Source organism: Billgrantia campisalis (assembly GCF_022341425.1).
Taxonomy (GTDB): domain Bacteria; phylum Pseudomonadota; class Gammaproteobacteria; order Pseudomonadales; family Halomonadaceae; genus Halomonas; species Halomonas campisalis.
In genome coordinates this window covers 283,239-301,912 of the sequence record NZ_JABFUC010000001.1, presented here as the reverse complement: position 1 = coordinate 301,912, position 18,674 = coordinate 283,239, and the positions used below count along the sequence as shown (strand labels likewise).

Here is an 18,674-nt window from a genome sequence, read left to right as displayed (position 1 = left end):
TGTACGGACGCCGCTTCGCAAGTCAATCGGCATCGGGGAGCACCAGATGATCGGCGGCGGTCTCGGCCAGCGTCTCGGGAGTCGCTGGCGTGAGGCGGGGGATCACCCCCAGGCAGGGGCCGGGCAGCCGGCGTGCCAGGGTGGTCAGGTTGTCCCGGTATAGGTCCGGGTCCGCCGCGAAGCCGGGGTCGAGCAGGTTGCCCACCCAGCCCCCCAGGCGCAGGCCGTCGGCGGTGATCGCCTCGGCGCTGAGGCGGGCATGGTTGAGACAGCCAAGCTTGAGGCCCACCACCAGGATGACCGGCAGCTCGAGGCGCACGGCCAGGCCGGCCAGGTCCTCGTGGTCGTTGAGCGGTACCCGCCAGCCACCGGCCCCCTCGATCAGCGTCAGATCTCGCTCCAGTGCCAGCCCCGCTTGCACACGGTCGGCCAGGGCATCGAGCCCGAGGCGGCTCCCCGCTCGCCGGGCGGCCAGGTGGGGCGCGATGGCGGGGGCAAAGGCATGGGGGTTGACCAGCTCGTAGGCCGCCTCGGGGTGGCTCTGGGCCTGCAGGGCCAAGGCGTCGGCGTTGCGCAGCCCCGCGGGTGTCGCCTCGCTGCCCGAGGCAACGGGCTTGAGGCCGAGGGTGGTCAGGCCGGTGCGCCGGGCGCACGCCAGCAGGCCGGCGGTGACCAGGGTCTTGCCGGCATCGGTGTCGGTGCCGGTGACGAAATAGGCAGGCATCTCAGCGGGTAAGCTCCAGCGTCAGCAGGTGGTAGGTGACCGGCAGACCCTCGGCGCTGCGCTGCCGCTCGTAGCGGCGCACGGCCCGCGCCAGGTCGGCGCGGGAGAGCCGGGCGCCGGGGCGGGCGGTCTGGGCCCCGACGCCCTTGATGGAGGCCATCACGGCGGCGAGGTCCGGATAGTGGAAGCGCTCGAGTCGCGCCTCGACCTCGACCTGGGTGAAACCCGCCAGCCGTGCCGCCGCCAGATGGCGCTCGCGGGAGCGAAAGTCGAGCAGCGCCTCCGGGCTGGCCCAGGCCTGGCCCACTTCGGCCAGGGTGCCGGGGCCCAGGCTGTTGATCAGGGCGCGACCGCCGGGGCGCAGCACCCGATAGAGCTCGGCGAGGACGCTGTCCAGGTCGGGGCACCACTGAATGGCGAGGTTGGAGAACACCAGGTCCTGCTCGGCGTCGGGCAGCGGCAGCGCGGCGGCGTCGCCACACAGCCAGCTAGCCCTGTCGCCGTGGGTGGCACGGGCGGTCTGGAGCATGCCCGGTGCCAGGTCCAGACCGACCACCCGGCAGCCGGGGCCGTAGTGCCCGGCCAGCTTCGCGCTCCAGTGACCGGGCCCGCACCCCAGATCGACCAGGCGCTCGGCGTGGAGCGGCAGCCGAGTCCACAGCGTCTCGCCCATCGCCAACTGGGCCTTGGCCAGTCGCGCGTAGTGCGGTGCGGCGCGGGAAAAGGCCCGCGCCACCCGACGCTGCCAGTCGGGGAGCGGTGTCGTCAGGGGGGAAGCGCTTGAGGCACTCATGGCTGACTCTCCGGGGTTGCGGACCGGCTGGCCACCCGGGCGATCTCGGTCAGCCGGGTGGCCAGCTCGGCGGGACACGACAGCATCGGGCAGTGGCCGGCAGCTTCGAAGGCATGATCGAGTGCCCGGCGGTCGCTGTCGCCGAGTAGCGGGTCGTGGCTGCCGGCCAGGCGGTGTACCGGGCAGGGGGGCGAGGCCAGAATGGCACGGTTGTCCAGGGCGGCCAGCTGGGCCAGGTCGCGCTCGAGCGTCGCCGGGGTTGCGCTTGGCCGGCGACCGATCAGTTCCTGCAGACGGCGCAGAGCGGGTCGCGGAGCGGGCTCCCCCTGCAGCTGCCAGCGCAGGAAGTGCTGCCAGGTGGCGGTGGGCGAGCGGCGGAAGGCGTTGCGAAAGGCGCGCAGCTCGGTGGCGGTGACGCCGCCTTCGCTACAGAAGCGACCCCCCATGCCCAGCAGCACCACCCCCCGCGGCGTCGGCAGCTGCGCGAGCAGGCGGGTGGCCAGCAGGGCGCCTAGCGACCAGCCGACCCAGACGGCCTCCGCGGGCAACGATGTCGCCATGCGCGCGGCCAGCCGTTCTGGGTCATCGGAGGCGTCGAGGGATTCTGCGGCGCTGCCGTAGCCTGGCCAATCGGGGGCGCTGACCGCCAGCTCTGGCGGCCAGTAGGGCGCCAGGGGTTGCCAGATGCGCGCATCGATGCCCCAGCCCGACAGCAGCACCAGCGGCGTCATGCGGCGTTCTCCGCGTCCTGACGCCGTGCCAGCGCCGCCAGCAGTCGGTCGAGCTCGGCGTCCGAGTGGGCGGCGGAGAGGGTGAGGCGTAGGCGGGCCTGACCGCGCGGTACCGTGGGCTCGCGAATGGCACCGACCAGCAGGCCGGCCTCGTGTAGCGCAGCCGCCCAGCGCATGACGCGTGCGCTGTCGCCCAGCACCAGCGGCTGGATGGGCGTGGTCGAGGGCGCCAGCGGCAGGCCCAGGCGGGCGGCCTCGACCCGAAAACGCGCCACATGGTCATGCAGCCGGTGTCGCCGTTCGGGTTCGGCGGCGAGGATGTCCAGGGCTCGTAGCGTGGCAGCCGCCACCGCCGGGGGCTGGGCGGTGGTATAGACATAGGGGCGGGCGAACTGGATCAGGTGGTCGATCAGCTCGCGGCTGCCGGCGACGAAGGCGCCGGCCGTGCCCAGCGCCTTGCCCAGGGTGCCGACCAGTACCGGAACTTCGTCGATGCCGTGGGCGCGGCCGACGCAGCCGTCGCCGTGCTCGCCGAGCACGCCGAGCCCATGGGCATCGTCGATCATCAGCCAGGCGCGGTGGTCGGCGCAAACCGCGCTGAGCCCCGCAATGTCGGCCACGTCGCCGTCCATGCTGAAGACACCGTCGCTGACCACCAGCCGGAGGGCATCCCGTGGGGCACGCTCCAGCAGCCGGCTCAGGTCGCTGAGGTCGCCGTGGTGGAAGCGCCGCGAGCGGGCGCCGGCCAAGGCCGCGCCGTCGAGCAGCGAGGCGTGATTGAGTCGGTCCTGGAACACCTGGGTATGGCCGTCGCAGAGCGCCTGCAAGGTGCCCAGGTTGGCCATGTAGCCGGTGGAGAAGAGCAGCGCCGCCGGCCGGCCGGTGAGCTCGGCCAGGCGCCTCTCCAGGGCCTCGTGGACGGCGAGATGGCCGCTGACCAGATGGGAGGCCCCGGCGCCGGCCCCGTGGCGGCGGGCGCCTTCGGCCTGAGCCTCGGCCAGGCGCGGGTCCCGGGCCAGGCCGAGGTAGTCGTTGCCGGCGAAGTCGCTCAGCGGTCCGTCATGGGAATGGAGTCGGCGCGCCCGCCACAGCCCGCTCTCGCGTCGGGCGGCGGCGTGCTCGGCAAGGCGGAGCGGCCAGCGGCTGTTATCGACGTCCATGGTTCGCCTCAGGCCCCGCTGGCGTCGTAGGCCAGTTCGGCGGCTTGGGCCTGGCCGGCCCGGTGGGCCATGGCGCTCTCCAGGCTGGCCTGCTGATGGTCATCGTCCGCGCAGGTCTCACGACGCTCGGGATGCAGGCCGAGCTTGGCGAACAGCGCCCGGTCGCGCTCCACCTGGGGGTTCCCCGTGGTCAGCAGGCGGTCGCCGTAGAAGATCGAGTTGGCCCCGGCCAGAAAGGCCAGCGCCTGGGTGGACTCCTCCATCTGCTCGCGGCCGGCCGAGAGACGCACGTGGCTTTTCGGCATCAGGATGCGTGCCACGGCGATGGCGCGGATGAACTCGATAGGGTCCAAATCCTCCACGTCGGCCAGCGGCGTGCCGGGCACCTTGACCAGCATGTTGATCGGCACCGATTCCGGGTGCGGATCGAGCTTGACCAGCTGCTGCAGCAGGGCGGCGCGGTCCCGGGGGGCCTCGCCCATGCCCAGTATGCCGCCGGAGCAGACCTTCATGCCCGCCTGGCGAACGTTGCCCAGGGTCTCCAGGCGGTCGGCGTAGGTGCGCGTGGTGATGATCTCGCCGTAGTATTCCGGGGAGGTGTCCAGGTTGTGGTTGTAGTAGTCCAGGCCAGCCTCGGCCAGGCGGCTGGCCTGGCCGGCATCGACCATGCCCAGCGTCATGCAGGTCTCGAGACCCAGCGCCTTGACCCGCTCGACCATCGCCAGCACCACCTCGAGGTCCTGCTCCCGCGGGCTCTTCCAGGCGGCCCCCATGCAGAAGCGGCTGGCACCGGCCTCCTTGGCGGCCTTGGCCTGTTCGACCACCTTGTCGATCTCCAGCAGCTTCTCCTTGTCCAGCCCGGTGTTGTAGTGGCCGGACTGAGGGCAGTACTTGCAGTCCTCGGGGCAGGCGCCGGTCTTGATCGACAGCAGGGTCGAGACCTGCACAGCGTTGGCATCGAAGTGGCTGCGGTGCACCTGCTGGGCGCGGAACAGCAGATCGTTGAACGGTAGCGCGAACAACGCCTCGATCTCGGCCAGGGACCAGTCATGGCGAACGCCGGCATTGCCGGCTAGGGTCAGATCAGGTGCGGCGGAAGCACGGGAGGCTGAGGTCATGGCGGGCTCGCTTAAGGTCAACATGGGACGTGTAACTGGGTTGACGAACAGCATAGGGCCTGGTGGGGTGTTGTCAACCCTGGGGGTGAGGGTGGTTGACCATGCCCTGCGCCTGGCCCTGCCGGGCCGCTGCGCCTTCTGCCTGGCGCCGGGAGTAGCGGGGCAGCCCTGGTGTTCGGCCTGCTTCGAGACGCTGCCCTGGAACCTGCCGGCCTGCCCCTGCTGCGCCGAACCGCAACCGCCGGGGGCGCTGGCCGGCCGCCGCTGCGGTCGCTGTCTCGTCGAGCCGCCGGGATTCGACCGCACCCGGGCGCCGCTGCGCTATCAGGGCGAAGTGGCGGCCCTGATGCGGCGCTTCAAGTTTCACGCCTCACCGCGGGCCGGCAGCGTGCTGCTAGCGCTGTTCACCGCACGGCTGACCCTCGAGGCGCCTCCGCAGGCGCTGCTGGCGGTGCCGCTGCACCCTCGGCGAGCGCGTGCGCGCGGCTTCGATCAGGCCGACTGGCTGGCGTGCCGGCTGGCGCGGCGACTGGGAATTGTGCTGATCCGTGCGCGACGCCGGCGCGACACCCGCTCCCAGCGCGGCCTGGATCGCCGTGAGCGTAGTCGCAATCTGCGTGACGGTTTCGTGGTAGATCGCCCGCTGCCCCTCCGGGTGGCGCTGGTGGATGATGTCATGACCACGGGGGCGACCCTGAATGCGCTGGCCGTGGCCTGCCGACGGGCCGGTGCCCAAGACATCGAGGCCTGGGCCATGGCGCGTACGCCGGGGTGACAACTCTGTTAGCATGCCGACATTCACCTCAACATCGGAGGGAGCATGCAGGCGACCCACCCCTTTGCCAGGCTCGAACCGGCGCGGATCGTGGCGGCCGTGGAGTCGCTGGGTATGTGGCTGCCGGGCGAGCCCTTCGCGCTCAACAGCTACGAGAACCGCGTCTATCTGGTCCACGATGACGAGCGCCGTCGCTGGGTGGTCAAGTTCTACCGTCCCGAGCGCTGGAGCGATGCCCAGATCCAGGAGGAGCACGACTTCCTGGCGGAACTGGTGGCCGCCGGCGTGGCGGTCGCGGCGCCCTGGCGAGACGAGGACGGCCGCAGCCTGCACCATGCCGAGGGCTTTCGGTTCACGCTCTTTCCCCAGCTGCCGGGGCAGGCGCCGGAGCTCGAGAACCCGGCCCACCTCTTCACCCTGGGCGAGCTGATCGGGGCGGTGCATGCGGTGGGCGAGTGCGCCCGCTTCGTGCATCGCGGCAGTATGGACCTGGACGTCATGGTGACCGAGGCGCGGGAGCGGGTGCTGTCGAGCCCCTGGCTGGATCGCCACCAGCGGCGGGCCTACGAGCGGATCACCGCAGCGCTGCACGATGACCTGGCGCCCCATGCTTGGGCGGCGGAGCAGGCAATCCGCGTACAGGGCGACTGCCACCTGGGCAATATCCTGGGGCGCGATGAGCGGTTCGCGCTGGTCGACTTCGACGATTGCCTGATGGCCCCGGCGGTGCAGGACCTGTGGATGCTGTTCACCGCCGAGCGCGACGATGAACTGCAGATGCAGCTCTCCGAGGTGCTCGAAGGCTATGAGCAGCATCGTGACTTCAATCGCCGGGAGCTGGCGCTGATGGAGCCCCTGCGTACCCTGCGGCTGATGCGCCACAGCGCCTGGCTGGTGGCGCGCTGGTCGGATCCGGCCTTTCCCCCGGCCTTTCCGTGGCTGGCGGATGCCGGCTACTGGGAGGGGCATATCCGGCTGCTTGAGCAGCAGCGCCAGGTGCTGACACGGGCGCCGCGCTGGCTGGCCTGAGCCTGCCCCGCTTGGCAGCCAGGTGTTGGGCTACCGCTGCCACGCCACAGGGGCGTGGGGCAGAGCGGCCGCTTGCGACGTCAGTCGCCGTTGGGAGTCGGGCGCTCGGCGGGTAGGGGGTTGGCGACACCGGTGCCCTCCGCCTGGCGGCGCTGGATATTGATCTGCTCGGCGGGGTTTTCCTGCTCCTCGATGGCCAGCTCGCTGGCCAGCTGCAGCTGGAAGACATGTGCCGGGGTGAGCTCGCAGCGTCCTTCCTGGCAGGCATCCACGCCATAGCTGCCATCGGCCTCATAGGCGGCGGCGGAGATCTCGCCGCTGAAGATCTCGCTGTCGCCCCCCTCGGCTTCGATACAGGTCAGGTAGGAGGCTGTGATGCGCAGGCGTTCGCCGTCGAGTCGCGCATTGCCGACCAGCACGCAATACTCCGGCAGCTCGTGCGTGGCATCGGCGTCATCGCTCACCGGGCGCATCAGGATATCGTCGCGACGGTCGCTGTCGTCGCCGAGGAGCAGGTCGTCGATCACCTGAACGGCAACGCGGGCATCGGCGGGCAGCGTCAGAGTGGCGGCGGTGGCTGCGGTGGGAAGGATCAGCAGGGCCAGCCCGGCTGCAGTCAGCATCGCGGTAGGGTTCTTGATCATGTCGAGCTCTCGATGAAGACGGCTGCGCTACGGCGCAGTGAAGTGATGGCCGCCATTTTATCACAGCTCCCCCAGGTCGGCAGCGCTGCCCGCCTTGCCCGGGCATGCGCACGAGCATGGGCACGAGCATGGGCGGCGAGGCGCGGCTTGCGCTAGAATGGGCGTTTCATGCATTTCTATGTTGTACAAATGCTGGTTCGTGTATATATTTTGTACATTAAGTGATGGCTGCTCCATCACCGATGCGACGCCTAATGGAGACCGGCACGGGGCCCGATCATGACCGAAGAACTCGCCAACCACTACCGCAGGATCATCCTGGAGCTGGGAGAGGACCCCGATCGCGAGGGCCTCATGGATACCCCCAAGCGGGCGGCCAAGGCCATGCAGTTTCTCACCCGAGGCTACTCCCAGACCCTCGAGGAGATCATCAACGGTGCCGTCTTCGAGTCCGAGACCGACGAGATGGTGCTGGTCAAGGATATCGAGCTCTACTCGATGTGCGAGCACCACCTGCTGCCCTTCATCGGCAAGTGCCATATCGCCTATCTGCCCAGCGGCAAGGTGCTGGGGCTCTCCAAGTTCGCGCGCATCGTCGACATGTTCGCCCGCCGCATGCAGATCCAAGAGAACCTGACCCGCCAGATCGCCGAGGCGGTGCTGCAGGTCACCGATGCGCGCGGCGTGGCGGTGGTCATCGAGGCACGCCACCTGTGCATGATGATGCGCGGCGTGGAGAAGCAGAACTCGAGCATGACGTCGTCGGTGATGCTGGGGGCCTTCCGCGAGAACCAGCCGACGCGTCAGGAGTTCCTGACCCTGGTCAACGGGCGTTGACGACTTCGACGACGGGCCGGAAAGGGATCGGGTAGCCTGCGATCACCGGCCCTTCCTATCACTCTGGAGCCCCGACCATGCCGCTGCACGCCCTGGATGATCAGCACTTCGATCATGATCTGGCCACCATTCGTATCAAGAACCTGCGTCTGCGTACCCATATCGGCATCAAGGAAGAGGAAATCAACAACCGCCAGGATGTGGTCATCAATGCGGTGATCCGCTATCGGGCCGACAAGGCCGTCGCCTTCAATCACATCGAGCAGGCGCTCAACTACCGCACCATCACCAAGCAGGTGATTGCCCATGTGGAAGACCATCGCTTCCTGCTGCTCGAGCGCATGACCCGTGAGGTGCTCGATCTGATCATGGCCCATGAGCAGGTGCTGACGGCCCAGGTGGAGATCGACAAGCCCCATGCGCTGCGCTTTGCCGACTCCGTCTCCGTGACGCTCTCGGCGTCCCGCGAGCCACGCCGTCCCCGCTGATCGGCGCCTCGAGTCGGTAGGGGGCGGCTACGCTCTGCCCGCGCTTTGAGCGCAGCCGGCTTTGGGCGTAGCATGGGATGACAGTGACCGCCGCCGTAGAGAGAGTCAGTCGTTGGAAAGTGACAGTTCCCCGCAGGCGTCATCGCGTCGACGCTACTCCCCCTGGGCCCTGACAGCGATCGTTACCGCGCTCTTTGCGCTGCTGCTACAGGGTAGCCTGCCGCCGGTGACCATCGCGGCGGCCATCTTCGCCCTGATGGGGCTGCGCCAGATTCGGCGTATGCCCGAACGCTATATCGGTCGCGCATTCTGCTGGCTGGCCATCGCGCTGGCGCTGATACTGGCCATACTGACGGCCATGGTCCAGCCCCAGCCCCAAGTGGGGGGCGGGGCCAACCCGGTTTCGGGCCAGCTTGCCGATGCCCAAACGTGATGCCATCCGCCATGCCCAGCCCAACTGACAACTAGGCCGCCGAGCGGCCGGGAGACGACCATGGAAGCCCTCAAGGAAACGCAGCTCTATTGTCCCTTTGCCTACATCGACGGCAGCTGGGTCGCCGCCGACAGCGGTGAACAGATCGATGTCATCAATCCCGCCACCGGCGAGTCCTTCGGCAACGTGCCGCGGCTGGGGCGTGCCGAGACCGAGCGTGCCATCTCCGCCGCCGAACTGGCCCTGTCGGGCTGGAAGGCGTTGTCGGCACTCGAGCGCGCCGACATCCTGATGAAGTGGCACGACCTGATGCTCGAGCATCAGGACGACCTGGCCATGATCATGACCCATGAGCAGGGCAAGCCCCTCAAGGAGGCCGCCGGCGAGATCGTCTACGCGGCGAGTTTCCTGCGCTGGTTCGCCGAGCAGGCCCGGCGCATCTACGGCGAGACCATCCCGGCGGCCAAGGCCAACCAGCGCATCCTGGTGACCAAGCAGCCGGTGGGCGTGGTCGGTGCCATCACGCCCTGGAACTTTCCGGCGGCGATGATCACCCGCAAGGCCGGTGCGGCGCTGGCCGCGGGCTGTACCATCGTGGTCAAGCCGGCCAGCCAGACGCCGTTTTCGGCCACCGCGCTGGCGCTGCTGGCCGAGCGCGCGGGCGTACCCCGCGGCGTGTTCAACGTGGTGCCCGGACGGGCCAGCGAAATCGCCGCGGCCATGACCGAATCGGCAGCGGTTCGCAAGATCACCTTTACCGGTTCCACCGAGGTGGGCCGGGAGCTGATGGCCAACGCCTCGCGGCATATCCAGAAGATCTCCCTGGAGCTCGGCGGCAACGCCCCCTTCATCGTCTTCGAGGATGCCGACCTGGATGCCGCGGTGGAGGGCGCCATGGCCGCCAAGTTTCGTAACGCCGGCCAGACCTGCGTGTGCACCAACCGCTTCCTGGTCCAGAGCAGCGTGGTCAACGCCTTCTGCGAGAAGCTGGCGGTGGCCATGAACAGCGAGCTCAAGGTAGGCGACGGCACCCAGGCGGGTATCAATATCGGCCCGTTGATCGACGAGAAGGCGGTGGCCAAGGTCAGCGAGCACGTGCAGGATGCGGTGGACAAGGGGGCCGAGCTGCTGCTGGGGGGCCACCCCCATCCGCTGGGCGGCAGCTATTTCACCCCCACGCTGATCAGCTTCGCCAACGACCAGATGAAGGTCGCCCGGGAAGAGACCTTCGGGCCACTGGCGGCGGTGTTTCCTTTCGAAGACGAGGAGGACGCCGTGCGACTGGCCAACGACACCGAATACGGCCTGGCCGCCTACTTCTATTCCCGTGACCTGGCTCGCGTGTGGCGCGTTGCCGATGCCCTGGAGTACGGGATGGTAGGCATCAACACCGGGCTGATCTCCAACGCCGCCGCCCCCTTCGGCGGGGTCAAGGCTTCTGGCCTCGGCCGCGAAGGCGGCCATCAGGGGCTAGAGGAGTTCCTGGAGACCAAGTACCTCTGTATTGATCTGGGATAAGAGGGACGAGGTTCGAGGTTCTAGGGACGAGGTTCTAGGTTCGAGGTTCGAGGGATAAGCGGGCTCGCTGACGGGCCGTGATTCCAGCAACGAAAAACCCCACCGAGGCCTATGGCCCGGTGGGGGTCTTTGTTTAGTGCAAAGAATCTGTCTTGGTTGGCAAGGCTAAGGGCATATCATCCTCGCGCCTCGCGCCTCGCGCCTCGCGCCTCGCGCCTCGCGCCTCGCCGCAGGCGTTAGTGCCTAAAGTGCCGCATGCCGGTGAACACCATGGCGATACCCGCTTCGTTGGCGGCGTCGATCACCTCCTGGTCGCGCATCGAGCCGCCGGGCTGGATCACCGCGGTGATGCCCGCCGCGGCCGCGGCGTCGATGCCGTCGCGGAACGGGAAGAAGGCGTCACTGGCCATCACTGAGCCAGGCACCGGGAGGCCCTCGTCGGCGGCCTTGATGCCGGCGATCTTCGCCGAGTAGACGCGGCTCATCTGGCCGGCCCCCACGCCGATGGTCTGGCCGCCCTTGGCGTAGACGATGGCGTTGGACTTGACGTACTTGGCCACCTTCCAGGCGAAGGCCAGGTCGCGCATCTCCTGCTCGGTGGGCACCCGCTCGCTGACCACGGTGAGCTCGTCGCGCCCGACCATGCCCAGGTCACGATCCTGCACCAGCAGGCCGCCGGTCACGCGCTTGAAGTCGTGGGCGTGCTCGCGGCTGCCGGGCCAGTGCTCGCCCACGTCGAGCAGGCGCACGTTGGGCTTCTCGGCAACGATCGACAGGGCGTCCTCGGCGACTCCGGGGGCGATGATCACCTCCACGAACTGGCGCTCGATGATCGCCCGAGCGGTGTCGGCAGTAAGCGGCACGTTGAAGGCGATGATGCCGCCGAAGGCGCTGGTGGGGTCGGTAGCGAAGGCCTTGTCGTAGGCTTCCCGGGCATTGGCGCCCACTGCCACGCCGCAGGGGTTGGCGTGCTTGACGATCACACAGGCGGTATCGGTGAAGGCCTTGACGCACTCGAAGGCGGCGTCGGTGTCGGCAACATTGTTGAACGACAGCGCTTTGCCCTGCAGCTGGGTGGCGGTGGCCACGCTGGCTTCGGCGGCACCGGATTCGACGTAGAAGGCCGCGCTCTGGTGCGGGTTCTCACCGTAGCGCATCGACTGCTTCTTCTCGAACTGCAGGTTGTAGGTGCGCGGGAAGCCGTCCTCGCCGCCGGCGACGCGTTGACCCAGGTAGTCGGCGATGGCGGCGTCATAGCCGGCGGTGTGTTCGAAGGCCTTCACCGCCAGGTCGAAGCGGGTGGCGTCACTCACCGCGCCGGCGTGTTCGGCGATCTCCTCGAGGACCCGGGCATAGTCGCCGGCGTTGACCACGATGGTGGTGTAGGCGTGGTTCTTGGCGCAGGCGCGCACCATGGTGGGGCCGCCAATATCGATGTTCTCGATCGCATCCGTAAGGGAGCAGTCGGGCTTGGCCACGGTCTGGGCGAAGGGATAGAGGTTGACCACCACCATGTCGATGGGGGCGATATCGTGTTCGGCCATTACCGCATCGTCCTCGCCGCGGCGGCCGAGGATGCCGCCGTGGATCTTCGGATGAAGGGTTTTGACACGGCCGTCCATGATCTCCGGGAAGCCGGTATGCTCGGAAACCTCGGTGACGGCGACGCCGTTCTCCTGGAGCAGGCGGAAGGTGCCGCCGGTGGAGAGCAGCTCGACGCCGTGCGCGCTAAGGCCGCGGGCAAAGTCGACGATGCCGGTTTTGTCGGACACGCTGATCAGGGCGCGGCGAACCGGCTGGAGTGAGGGAGTATCGGCCATGGTGGAACTCTTGCTGAAGGTGACGGGAAGGGGTGTGGCGGCCGCGCAAGGGCGACCACGGTCAGATCAGGTCATGCTGCTTTAGCTTCTTGCGCAGGGTGCCGCGGTTGAGGCCGAGCAGCTCGGCGGCGCGGGTCTGGTTGCCCTGGGTGTAGTCCAGTACGGCGGCCAGCAGCGGCGCTTCGACTTCGGCCATGACCATGGCGTAGAGATCGGTGGCCGTGCCGCCGTCCAGGTGGTCGAAGTAGCGTCGCATGGCGGCGTCAACGGCTTCGCGCAGGGGTTGCTCGCCGGGCCGGGTGGCGGCCAGGGATGCGGGGCCGTCGGGGTCGGCCAGCTCGCTGCAGGGGCCGGCGTCGAGACCCGACAGGTCGGGGTTGGGATTGAAGACGTGTCGGTTCATGCGGCACTGATTCCATTCGCTGCCCCGGAGCCGGAGCGGCAGGCTGCCGGTCCTGCCCCGGGGGAAAAGAGTTCGTCGACGAAACGATACTGCTCGTCCGGGTGTTCGAGGCCGTTGAAGATGCCTCGCAGTTCACGCTGTCGGTCGGAGGAAAGCCGCTGATCGGCGGCCAGGTACCAGCCGAGGTGCTTGCGTGCGATGCGCACCCCCATCGGCATGCCGTAGAAATCGTGCAGCGCCTCCAGGTGCCCCAGCAGCACCTCGGAGCGCTCACGATCGTCGGGGGCGGGCAGCAGCTGACCGTGGCGAAGGTAGTGGTCGATCTCGCGGAATATCCAGGGATTGCCTTGGGCGCCGCGGCCGATCATCACGGCATCCGCACCAGTATAGTCGAGAACGTAGGCGGCCTTCTGGGGGGTGTCGATATCGCCGTTGGCAAATATCGGCAGCTTCACCGCCGACTTGATGGCGGCGATGGTGTCGTACTCCGCGGTGCCGCCGAAGCGCTGCTGGCGGTGGCGCCCGTGCACCGCCAGTGCCTGGATACCGGCCGCCTCGGCCAGTCGCGCAATGCGCACGCCGTTGTTGCTCTCGGCGCACCAGCCAGTGCGGATCTTCAGCGTGACCGGCACCTCGACGGCGGCGACCACGGCATCGAGGATCTCTCCCACCAGCGCCTCGTCGCGCAGCAGGGCGGAACCGGCGGCCTTGTTGCAGACCTTCTTGGCCGGACAGCCCATGTTGATGTCGATGATTTCGGCGCCGTGGGCAGCGTTGAGCCGCGCCGCCTCGGCCAGCATGGTCGCATCGCCCCCGGCGATCTGCACCGCCCGCGGGCCGGGTTCGCCGCGATGGTCCATGCGCTGCCGGGACTTGCGGGTATGCCACAGCGCAGGGTCCGAGGTGACCATCTCGCCCACCACCAGGCCGGCTCCCTGGCGGCGACAGAGCTGCCGGAAGGGGCGGTCGGTCACGCCGGCCATGGGCGCCAGGATCATCCGGTTGCGCAGGCGGTGGCGGCCGATCTGGGGCAGGGGGCGAGTCGCGGTCATGGTCGGGTCAGCTGGCTTGGAGGCTGCATATCATACGCCTCTGCCGGGTGATGGTGAAGGCGCCGGCCGGGTGGATTCACGCCGGGCGCTGCCCGCTGAGGCGGACCCAGCCCTCACGGACGACGGGATCGTCCATGATCAGCCCCTGGGCGCGGTAGGCGTCAAGCACCGCCTCGGCCTGGGGCTCGAGAATACCGGAGAGCGCCAGGCGCCCGCCTGGGGCGACATGCCCGGCGATCATCGGCGCCAGCTCCACCAGTGGCCCGGCGAGGATATTGGCCACCACCACCGGGAAGGACCCGTCGGTGTCGAGTTGCTCGGGGTAGCACAGGCGCAGGGCGGTCGGTTTGATGGTGTTGCGCTCGGCGTTGTCACGGCTCGCCGTGAGCGCCTGGGGGTCGATATCGGTGCCCGTGGCGACGCTGGCGCCGAGCCGGAGGGCGGCAATGGCCAGGATCCCCGATCCGCAGCCTACGTCGAGCACCCGGCGCTCGGCCAGCTCACCCTTTACCGCCAGGTCGTCGAGCCAGGCCAGGCAGAGTGCCGTGGTGGGGTGGGTGCCGGTGCCGAAGGCAAGCCCCGGGTCCAGGTGCAGGTTCACCGCCTCGGGGTCGGGAGGTCGGTGCCAGCTGGGGACGATCCACAGTCGCTCGCCCATCCGCAGCGGCTGGAAATCCTCCATCCACTCCCGCTCCCAGTCGCGGTCGGCGAGCAGCTCGTAGTCGATCTCGGGGCAGGGCTCGCCGGGCATGGTCTCGGCCCAGGCGGCGGCGAGTCGTTCGAGCATCGCCTCGACGCCCGTCAGGTCGTCATAGAGGCCGGTGAGCACCGTCTCGTTCCACAACGGGGTGGTGCCGCGCTCCGGCTCGAAGACCGGTTCGTCATGGGCATCCTGCAGGGTGATGGCGGTGGCGCCTTCAGCCATCAGCAGCTCTTCCAGGATCTCGGCCTGCTCGGGGGCGATATGGGCCTTGAGTTGCAGCCAGGGCATGGGGGCCTCGCATAGGGACAACGGTGGGGGAACAACGCAAGCGGGGCGGCCTTGGCCGCCCCGTTCGGGTGCAGTGTCTCAGCGGCTCAGGAGGCCAGCTTCTTCTCCAGGTAGTGGATATTGACGCCACCCTGCCGGAAATAGCCGTCGCGCACCAGGTCCTTGTGCAGGTCGGTGTTGGTCTTGATGCCTTCCACCAGCAGCTCGTCCAAGGCGTTGCGCATGCGCGTCAGGGCGGTCTCGCGGTCGGCGCCCCAGGTGATCAGCTTGCCGATCAGCGAGTCGTAGTGGGGCGGCACCGTATAGCCGGTGTAGAGATGGGAGTCCATGCGCACGCCCAGCCCGCCCGGCGGGTGGTAGAGCGTGACCTTGCCCGGCGAGGGCATGAAGGTGCGGGAATCCTCGGCGTTGATCCGGCACTCGAAGGAGTGGCCGTTGAGCTTTACCTCGTCCTGGCTGACCGACAGCGGCAGGCCAGAGGCAATGCGCAGCTGTTCGCGGACGATATCCACGCCGGTGACCATCTCGGTGACCGGATGCTCCACCTGGACGCGGGTGTTCATCTCGATGAAGAAGAACTGGCCATCTTCGTAGAGGAACTCGAAGGTGCCGGCCCCCCGGTAGTTGATGGTCAGGCAGGCCTGGCGGCACGCCTCGAGCACCTCGGCGCGGGCGGCGGGGTCGATGCCCGGCGCTGGCGCCTCCTCGATCACCTTCTGGTGGCGGCGCTGCAGCGAGCAGTCGCGGTCATAGAGATGGATGGCGTTGCCCTGACCGTCGGCCAGCACCTGGACCTCCACGTGGCGCGGGTTCTCGAGGAACTTCTCCATGTAGACGGTGCCGTCGCCGAAGGCCGAGTGGGCCTCGGTACGGGTCACGGTGACCGCCGAGAGCAGGTGGGCCTCGGTGTGCACCACCCGCATGCCGCGCCCGCCGCCGCCGGCGGCGGCCTTGATGATCACCGGGTAGCCGATGCGCTTGGCGATGGCGACGATCTCGCCCTCGTCATCCTCGGGCAGCGGGCCGTCGGAACCGGGCACCGTGGGCACGCCGGCCTTTTTCATCGACTCGATGGCGCTGACCTTGTCGCCCATCAGACGGATGGTCTCAGCGCGGGGGCCGATGAAGGTGAAGCCAGAGCGCTCGACCTGCTCGGCGAAGTTGGCGTTCTCGGAGAGAAAGCCGTAGCCGGGATGGATGGCACTGGAATCGGTGACTTCGGCGGCGCTGATCAGCGCCGGAATGTTGAGGTAGGACTGGGCCGAGGGTGCCGGCCCGATGCACACGGCCTCGTCGGCCAGGCGCACGTGCATCAGCTCGCGGTCGGCCTTGGAGTGGACCGCGACCGTCTTGATGCCCAGTTCCTTGCAGGCGCGCAGGATGCGCAGGGCGATCTCGCCGCGATTGGCAATGAGAACCTTGTCCAGCATGATGGGGTCCGCCAGTATCAGTGGAAAGATCAGGAGATGACGAGCATCGGCTGGTCGAACTCGACCGGCTCACCGTCCTCGACCAGGATCGCCTCGATCACGCCGTCGCGATCGGCTTCGATCTGGTTCATCATCTTCATGGCTTCGATGATGCAGATGGTGTCCCCCTTCTTGACGCTGGAGCCCACCTCCACGAACGGCTTGGAGCCGGGCGCGGGGCTGCGATAGAAGGTGCCGACCATCGGCGAGGTGACCGCATGCCCCTGGTGGGCGGCGGGTGCCTCTTCGGCCGGCTCGCGGGCCGGGGCACTGGGAGCGGCCGCGGCGGGCTGGGCCATGGCCAGGGGCTGCGGCATCGGCGGCTGCTGCCAGCCGGCGCCGTTGGGGTGACGGCTGATACGCACCGACTCCTCGCCTTCCTGAATCTCGATTTCACTGATGTTGGATTCTTCTAGCAGCTCGATCAGTTTCTTGACCTTGCGGATATCCATGACTGTGTCTCGATCGGTGGGTAGATGGCGGCCGCCGGGTGCTGTTAACCCGGCTTTGATTGCGATAGATACCGGCAAGATGGTGAACATTGCCGACGCTATCGGCCTTTAATACGCGCTGTTGGCGGAGTTTGCCTAAAATCGCCGGCTATGTCCAGCGGTCCGGGAACGCTGTTCGAGGACACCCGGCGAACGTCCATGGCGGGGCAGGCGGAGGTCGGGGAGGGCCGGCTGAAGGGCCGGCTCAGCTGCGACGGTCGTTCAGCCAGTCGAGCACGCCGGTGAGATGGCCGGCAAATTCGCTGGCACGCACTTCTCCCTGAATGCGCGCCTCGCGAATCTCTTCGTCGCCCTCGAAGAACATCAGGCTGGGTGGCCCGAACAGCCCGAAGTGGTCGAGCAGCTCGCGGGTCGCCGCGTTGCTCTGGGTCACGTCCACATTGATGCGGGCGAACTCGGAGAGCGGCTCGGCCACGCCGGGGGCCGGGTAGACGTTGCGCTCCATCTGCTTGCAGGAGATGCACCAGTCGGCAGTGAAGTGGACGAAGGCGGGGCGGTCCTGGTCGCGGCTGGCGAGCAGCGCGGTTTCCAGCTCCTCGAGCTGGGTCACGGTGGTGATCTCGACGCTTTCCGCGCCGCCCTGCTGGGCGAGGGGGGGAGCGAGCGGGCGCAGCGGGTCGTGGGCGCCCCGGGCGGCGCCGATCACCAGAGCGATACCCCAGGCCAGCAGTAGCAGGCCGGCGGCCTGACGAACCCGCGGCCAGCCCTGGGGCAGGTTCAGCGTCAGCGCACCCAGCGCGAGGGCGCTAGCGATGGCCAGTGCCGCCCACAGCAGCAGCGCCACCGGTGCCGGTACCAGGCGCTCGACCAGCCAGATTGCCACGCCCAGCATCAGGATGCCGAAGGCGATCTTGACGCCGTTCATCCAGGCGCCGGTGCGCGGTAGGGCGGTGGTGCCGTAGGTGCCGACCAGCACCAGCGGTACGCCCATGCCCAGCCCCAGGGCCAGCAGGGCGCTGCCGCCCATCACCGCGTCCCCGGTGGTGGAGATGAACACCAGCGCGCCGGCCAGCGGCGCCGAGACGCAGGGTGAGACCACCAGCACCGAGAGGGCGCCGGCCAGGGCCAGGCCAGCCGGCCCGCTCTGCTGGGCGCGGGCCTGCCAGGCGTCCACGCGCCCGGCCAGGCGCGGCGAGAGCTGCAGGTTGAAGGTGCCGAACATGGCCAGTGCGAAGAGCACGAAGAGCACGGCGAAGACGATCAGCACTGGCGGCGACTGCAGGTGGGCCTGCAGGTTCAGCCCGGCGCCGAACAGGCCCATCAGGACCCCCACGGCCGCGTAGGTCAGGGCCATGCCGGCCACATAGCTGAGCGAGAGCACGAAGGCGCGCGGTCGGCTGGGATTCTGGCCGACGATGATCGAGGAGAGAATCGGCACCATCGGCAGCACGCAGGGCGTGAAGGTCAGCCCCAACCCGGCCAGAAAGAACAGCCCCAGCGCCAGCGGCAGGCTGGCCTCGCGGATCAGGGTGTTGAAGCGGCCGTCTTCGCTCTGCGGGGCCAGAGGGGCAGCGGCGCCCGCTTCGCCACCGTCGCCCGAGTCGCGCCAACCGACGAAGGCCGCCGGCATGGCGCCCTCCGGGGCCTGCAGGTCGACCTGTTCGGGCGGGTAGCAGAGTCCGGCATCGGCGCAGCCCTGGAAGCTGACCCGGATGTCCAGCGGGCCTGCGGCGCCGCTGTCGATGGGCGCCTCGAAGACCACCCGGTCGTAGAAGACGTAGACGTCGCCCAGGAACTCGTCGGACTTGAATTCACCCGGCGGGATGCTCGGCTCGCCCAGCGCCAGTTCGCCATCGAGGCCCTCCACGTCGAGGCGATGGCGATAGAGGTAGTAGCCCTCGGCGTTCTCGAAGCCGATGTAGAGGGTGTCGCCGTCATGCCAGGCGCTTGGCTGGAAGGCCTCCATGACCGGCAGGAACTGGCTCTGGTTGCTCGAGGAGGAGAACCACTGGGCGTGAGCGGCCAGGGGCAGCAGAATCAGCAGCAGGGCGCAGAGGCGGGCGAGATGGCGAGCGGTCAAGACGGTCATCCTTTTCGAAGCAGAACCGGTGCGCCCCTGTGACCCCCGGAGGCGGGTCGAGTTCAGCGGCGGGTGGCGCACGAGGACGTTGCTTTCAAGGATACCCCAGAAGCAGGGCGCTGTTGATCACCCGGTGCCCTGGGTGCGCGGCTTTGTC

The 18,674-nt window shown here is 68.5% G+C and carries 19 protein-coding genes; 6 read left to right on the top strand and 13 right to left on the bottom strand.

The genetic code is table 11. The features are described 5' to 3' along the window. Positions 1 to 22: 22 nt before the first annotated feature. The 5 genes from bioD to bioB are packed head-to-tail and all read right to left on the bottom strand — an operon-like array spanning position 23 to position 4,526. Positions 23 to 724, bottom strand: coding sequence for a dethiobiotin synthase (gene bioD / locus HOP52_RS01305; RefSeq protein WP_238975178.1), 702 nt, complete (start codon positions 722 to 724; stop codon positions 23 to 25). 1 nt (position 725) lies between these two features. Then, positions 726 to 1,517: a methyltransferase domain-containing protein gene (locus tag HOP52_RS01300; protein WP_238975176.1), complete on the bottom strand. Its 792-nt coding sequence runs from the start codon at positions 1,515 to 1,517 to the stop codon at positions 726 to 728. Beyond that, positions 1,514 to 2,248: an alpha/beta fold hydrolase gene (locus HOP52_RS01295; protein WP_238975173.1), complete on the bottom strand. Its 735-nt coding sequence runs from the start codon at positions 2,246 to 2,248 to the stop codon at positions 1,514 to 1,516. Before HOP52_RS01295 ends, HOP52_RS01300 begins: the two co-directional genes overlap by 4 nt. Next, complete coding sequence (gene bioF, locus HOP52_RS01290) at positions 2,245 to 3,408, bottom strand: 8-amino-7-oxononanoate synthase (RefSeq protein WP_238975171.1); 1,164 nt, start codon at positions 3,406 to 3,408, stop codon at positions 2,245 to 2,247. Before bioF ends, HOP52_RS01295 begins: the two co-directional genes overlap by 4 nt. An 8-nt stretch (positions 3,409 to 3,416) precedes the next feature. Continuing rightward, positions 3,417 to 4,526, bottom strand: coding sequence for a biotin synthase BioB (bioB, locus tag HOP52_RS01285; RefSeq protein ID WP_238975169.1), 1,110 nt, complete (start codon positions 4,524 to 4,526; stop codon positions 3,417 to 3,419). Between the two features lie 91 nt (positions 4,527 to 4,617). Between bioB and HOP52_RS01280 the strand changes: the two genes are divergently transcribed. Together HOP52_RS01280 and HOP52_RS01275 are read left to right on the top strand one after the other, a co-directional pair. After that, positions 4,618 to 5,301 (top strand): ComF family protein, encoded by a 684-nt coding sequence (locus HOP52_RS01280; RefSeq protein ID WP_238975167.1) that lies wholly within the window; start codon positions 4,618 to 4,620, stop codon positions 5,299 to 5,301. A gap of 45 nt (positions 5,302 to 5,346) precedes the next feature. Next, positions 5,347 to 6,330, top strand: a complete 984-nt coding sequence (locus HOP52_RS01275; RefSeq protein ID WP_238975165.1) for a serine/threonine protein kinase — start codon at positions 5,347 to 5,349, stop codon at positions 6,328 to 6,330. Positions 6,331 to 6,410: 80 nt separating this feature from the next. Here the strand turns inward: HOP52_RS01275 and HOP52_RS01270 are convergent, their stop codons facing one another. After that, positions 6,411 to 6,974, bottom strand: a complete 564-nt coding sequence (locus HOP52_RS01270) for a hypothetical protein (protein ID WP_238975163.1) — start codon at positions 6,972 to 6,974, stop codon at positions 6,411 to 6,413. 279 nt (positions 6,975 to 7,253) lie between these two features. Between HOP52_RS01270 and folE the strand changes: the two genes are divergently transcribed. The 4 genes from folE to HOP52_RS01250 all read left to right on the top strand — a co-directional run bounded on the left by folE (position 7,254) and on the right by HOP52_RS01250 (position 10,250). Beyond that, a complete protein-coding gene (gene folE / locus HOP52_RS01265; protein WP_238975160.1) occupies positions 7,254 to 7,811 on the top strand; it encodes a GTP cyclohydrolase I FolE in 558 nt (185 codons plus the stop codon). Between the two features lie 77 nt (positions 7,812 to 7,888). Then, complete coding sequence (folX, locus tag HOP52_RS01260) at positions 7,889 to 8,299, top strand: dihydroneopterin triphosphate 2'-epimerase (RefSeq protein WP_238975158.1); 411 nt, start codon at positions 7,889 to 7,891, stop codon at positions 8,297 to 8,299. 112 nt (positions 8,300 to 8,411) lie between these two features. After that, positions 8,412 to 8,732, top strand: a complete 321-nt coding sequence (locus tag HOP52_RS01255; protein ID WP_238975155.1) for a hypothetical protein — start codon at positions 8,412 to 8,414, stop codon at positions 8,730 to 8,732. Between the two features lie 60 nt (positions 8,733 to 8,792). Next, on the top strand, positions 8,793 to 10,250 hold the full coding sequence (locus HOP52_RS01250) for an NAD-dependent succinate-semialdehyde dehydrogenase (protein ID WP_238975152.1): 1,458 nt from the start codon (positions 8,793 to 8,795) through the stop codon (positions 10,248 to 10,250). Positions 10,251 to 10,486: 236 nt separating this feature from the next. On the opposite strand, the gene purH is transcribed toward HOP52_RS01250, so the two are convergent. The 7 genes from purH to dsbD form a co-directional block, all read right to left on the bottom strand. Further along, complete coding sequence (purH, locus tag HOP52_RS01245) at positions 10,487 to 12,070, bottom strand: bifunctional phosphoribosylaminoimidazolecarboxamide formyltransferase/IMP cyclohydrolase (RefSeq protein WP_238975150.1); 1,584 nt, start codon at positions 12,068 to 12,070, stop codon at positions 10,487 to 10,489. Between the two features lie 61 nt (positions 12,071 to 12,131). Beyond that, a complete protein-coding gene (gene fis / locus HOP52_RS01240) occupies positions 12,132 to 12,473 on the bottom strand; it encodes a DNA-binding transcriptional regulator Fis (protein ID WP_238975148.1) in 342 nt (113 codons plus the stop codon). Next, positions 12,470 to 13,525, bottom strand: a complete 1,056-nt coding sequence (gene dusB / locus HOP52_RS01235) for a tRNA dihydrouridine synthase DusB (protein WP_238975146.1) — start codon at positions 13,523 to 13,525, stop codon at positions 12,470 to 12,472. Before dusB ends, fis begins: the two co-directional genes overlap by 4 nt. 76 nt (positions 13,526 to 13,601) lie before the next feature. Beyond that, complete coding sequence (gene prmA, locus HOP52_RS01230) at positions 13,602 to 14,516, bottom strand: 50S ribosomal protein L11 methyltransferase (protein ID WP_238975144.1); 915 nt, start codon at positions 14,514 to 14,516, stop codon at positions 13,602 to 13,604. Positions 14,517 to 14,602: 86 nt separating this feature from the next. Continuing rightward, a complete protein-coding gene (gene accC / locus HOP52_RS01225) occupies positions 14,603 to 15,946 on the bottom strand; it encodes an acetyl-CoA carboxylase biotin carboxylase subunit (protein ID WP_238975142.1) in 1,344 nt (447 codons plus the stop codon). 29 nt (positions 15,947 to 15,975) lie between these two features. Beyond that, entirely contained in the window at positions 15,976 to 16,437 is a 462-nt protein-coding gene (gene accB / locus HOP52_RS01220) for an acetyl-CoA carboxylase biotin carboxyl carrier protein (RefSeq protein ID WP_238975140.1), read from the bottom strand. A gap of 244 nt (positions 16,438 to 16,681) precedes the next feature. Continuing rightward, positions 16,682 to 18,526, bottom strand: a complete 1,845-nt coding sequence (gene dsbD / locus HOP52_RS01215; protein ID WP_238975138.1) for a protein-disulfide reductase DsbD — start codon at positions 18,524 to 18,526, stop codon at positions 16,682 to 16,684. Positions 18,527 to 18,674: the final 148 nt, after the last annotated feature.

What these genes read in the sequence shown, in the direction of transcription:
- bioD (WP_238975178.1), bottom strand. Translation starts at nt 724, where the DNA reads ATGCCTGCCTATTTCGTCACCGGCACCGACACCGATGCCGGCAAGACC.
- HOP52_RS01300 (WP_238975176.1), bottom strand. Translation starts at nt 1,517, where the DNA reads ATGAGTGCCTCAAGCGCTTCCCCCCTGACGACACCGCTCCCCGACTGG.
- HOP52_RS01295 (WP_238975173.1), bottom strand. Translation starts at nt 2,248, where the DNA reads ATGACGCCGCTGGTGCTGCTGTCGGGCTGGGGCATCGATGCGCGCATC.
- bioF (WP_238975171.1), bottom strand. Translation starts at nt 3,408, where the DNA reads ATGGACGTCGATAACAGCCGCTGGCCGCTCCGCCTTGCCGAGCACGCC.
- bioB (WP_238975169.1), bottom strand. Translation starts at nt 4,526, where the DNA reads ATGACCTCAGCCTCCCGTGCTTCCGCCGCACCTGATCTGACCCTAGCC.
- HOP52_RS01275 (WP_238975165.1), top strand. Translation starts at nt 5,347, where the DNA reads ATGCAGGCGACCCACCCCTTTGCCAGGCTCGAACCGGCGCGGATCGTG.
- HOP52_RS01270 (WP_238975163.1), bottom strand. Translation starts at nt 6,974, where the DNA reads ATGATCAAGAACCCTACCGCGATGCTGACTGCAGCCGGGCTGGCCCTG.
- folE (WP_238975160.1), top strand. Translation starts at nt 7,254, where the DNA reads ATGACCGAAGAACTCGCCAACCACTACCGCAGGATCATCCTGGAGCTG.
- folX (WP_238975158.1), top strand. Translation starts at nt 7,889, where the DNA reads ATGCCGCTGCACGCCCTGGATGATCAGCACTTCGATCATGATCTGGCC.
- HOP52_RS01250 (WP_238975152.1), top strand. Translation starts at nt 8,793, where the DNA reads ATGGAAGCCCTCAAGGAAACGCAGCTCTATTGTCCCTTTGCCTACATC.
- purH (WP_238975150.1), bottom strand. Translation starts at nt 12,070, where the DNA reads ATGGCCGATACTCCCTCACTCCAGCCGGTTCGCCGCGCCCTGATCAGC.
- fis (WP_238975148.1), bottom strand. Translation starts at nt 12,473, where the DNA reads ATGAACCGACACGTCTTCAATCCCAACCCCGACCTGTCGGGTCTCGAC.
- dusB (WP_238975146.1), bottom strand. Translation starts at nt 13,525, where the DNA reads ATGACCGCGACTCGCCCCCTGCCCCAGATCGGCCGCCACCGCCTGCGC.
- prmA (WP_238975144.1), bottom strand. Translation starts at nt 14,516, where the DNA reads ATGCCCTGGCTGCAACTCAAGGCCCATATCGCCCCCGAGCAGGCCGAG.
- accC (WP_238975142.1), bottom strand. Translation starts at nt 15,946, where the DNA reads ATGCTGGACAAGGTTCTCATTGCCAATCGCGGCGAGATCGCCCTGCGC.
- accB (WP_238975140.1), bottom strand. Translation starts at nt 16,437, where the DNA reads ATGGATATCCGCAAGGTCAAGAAACTGATCGAGCTGCTAGAAGAATCC.
- dsbD (WP_238975138.1), bottom strand. Translation starts at nt 18,526, where the DNA reads ATGACCGTCTTGACCGCTCGCCATCTCGCCCGCCTCTGCGCCCTGCTG.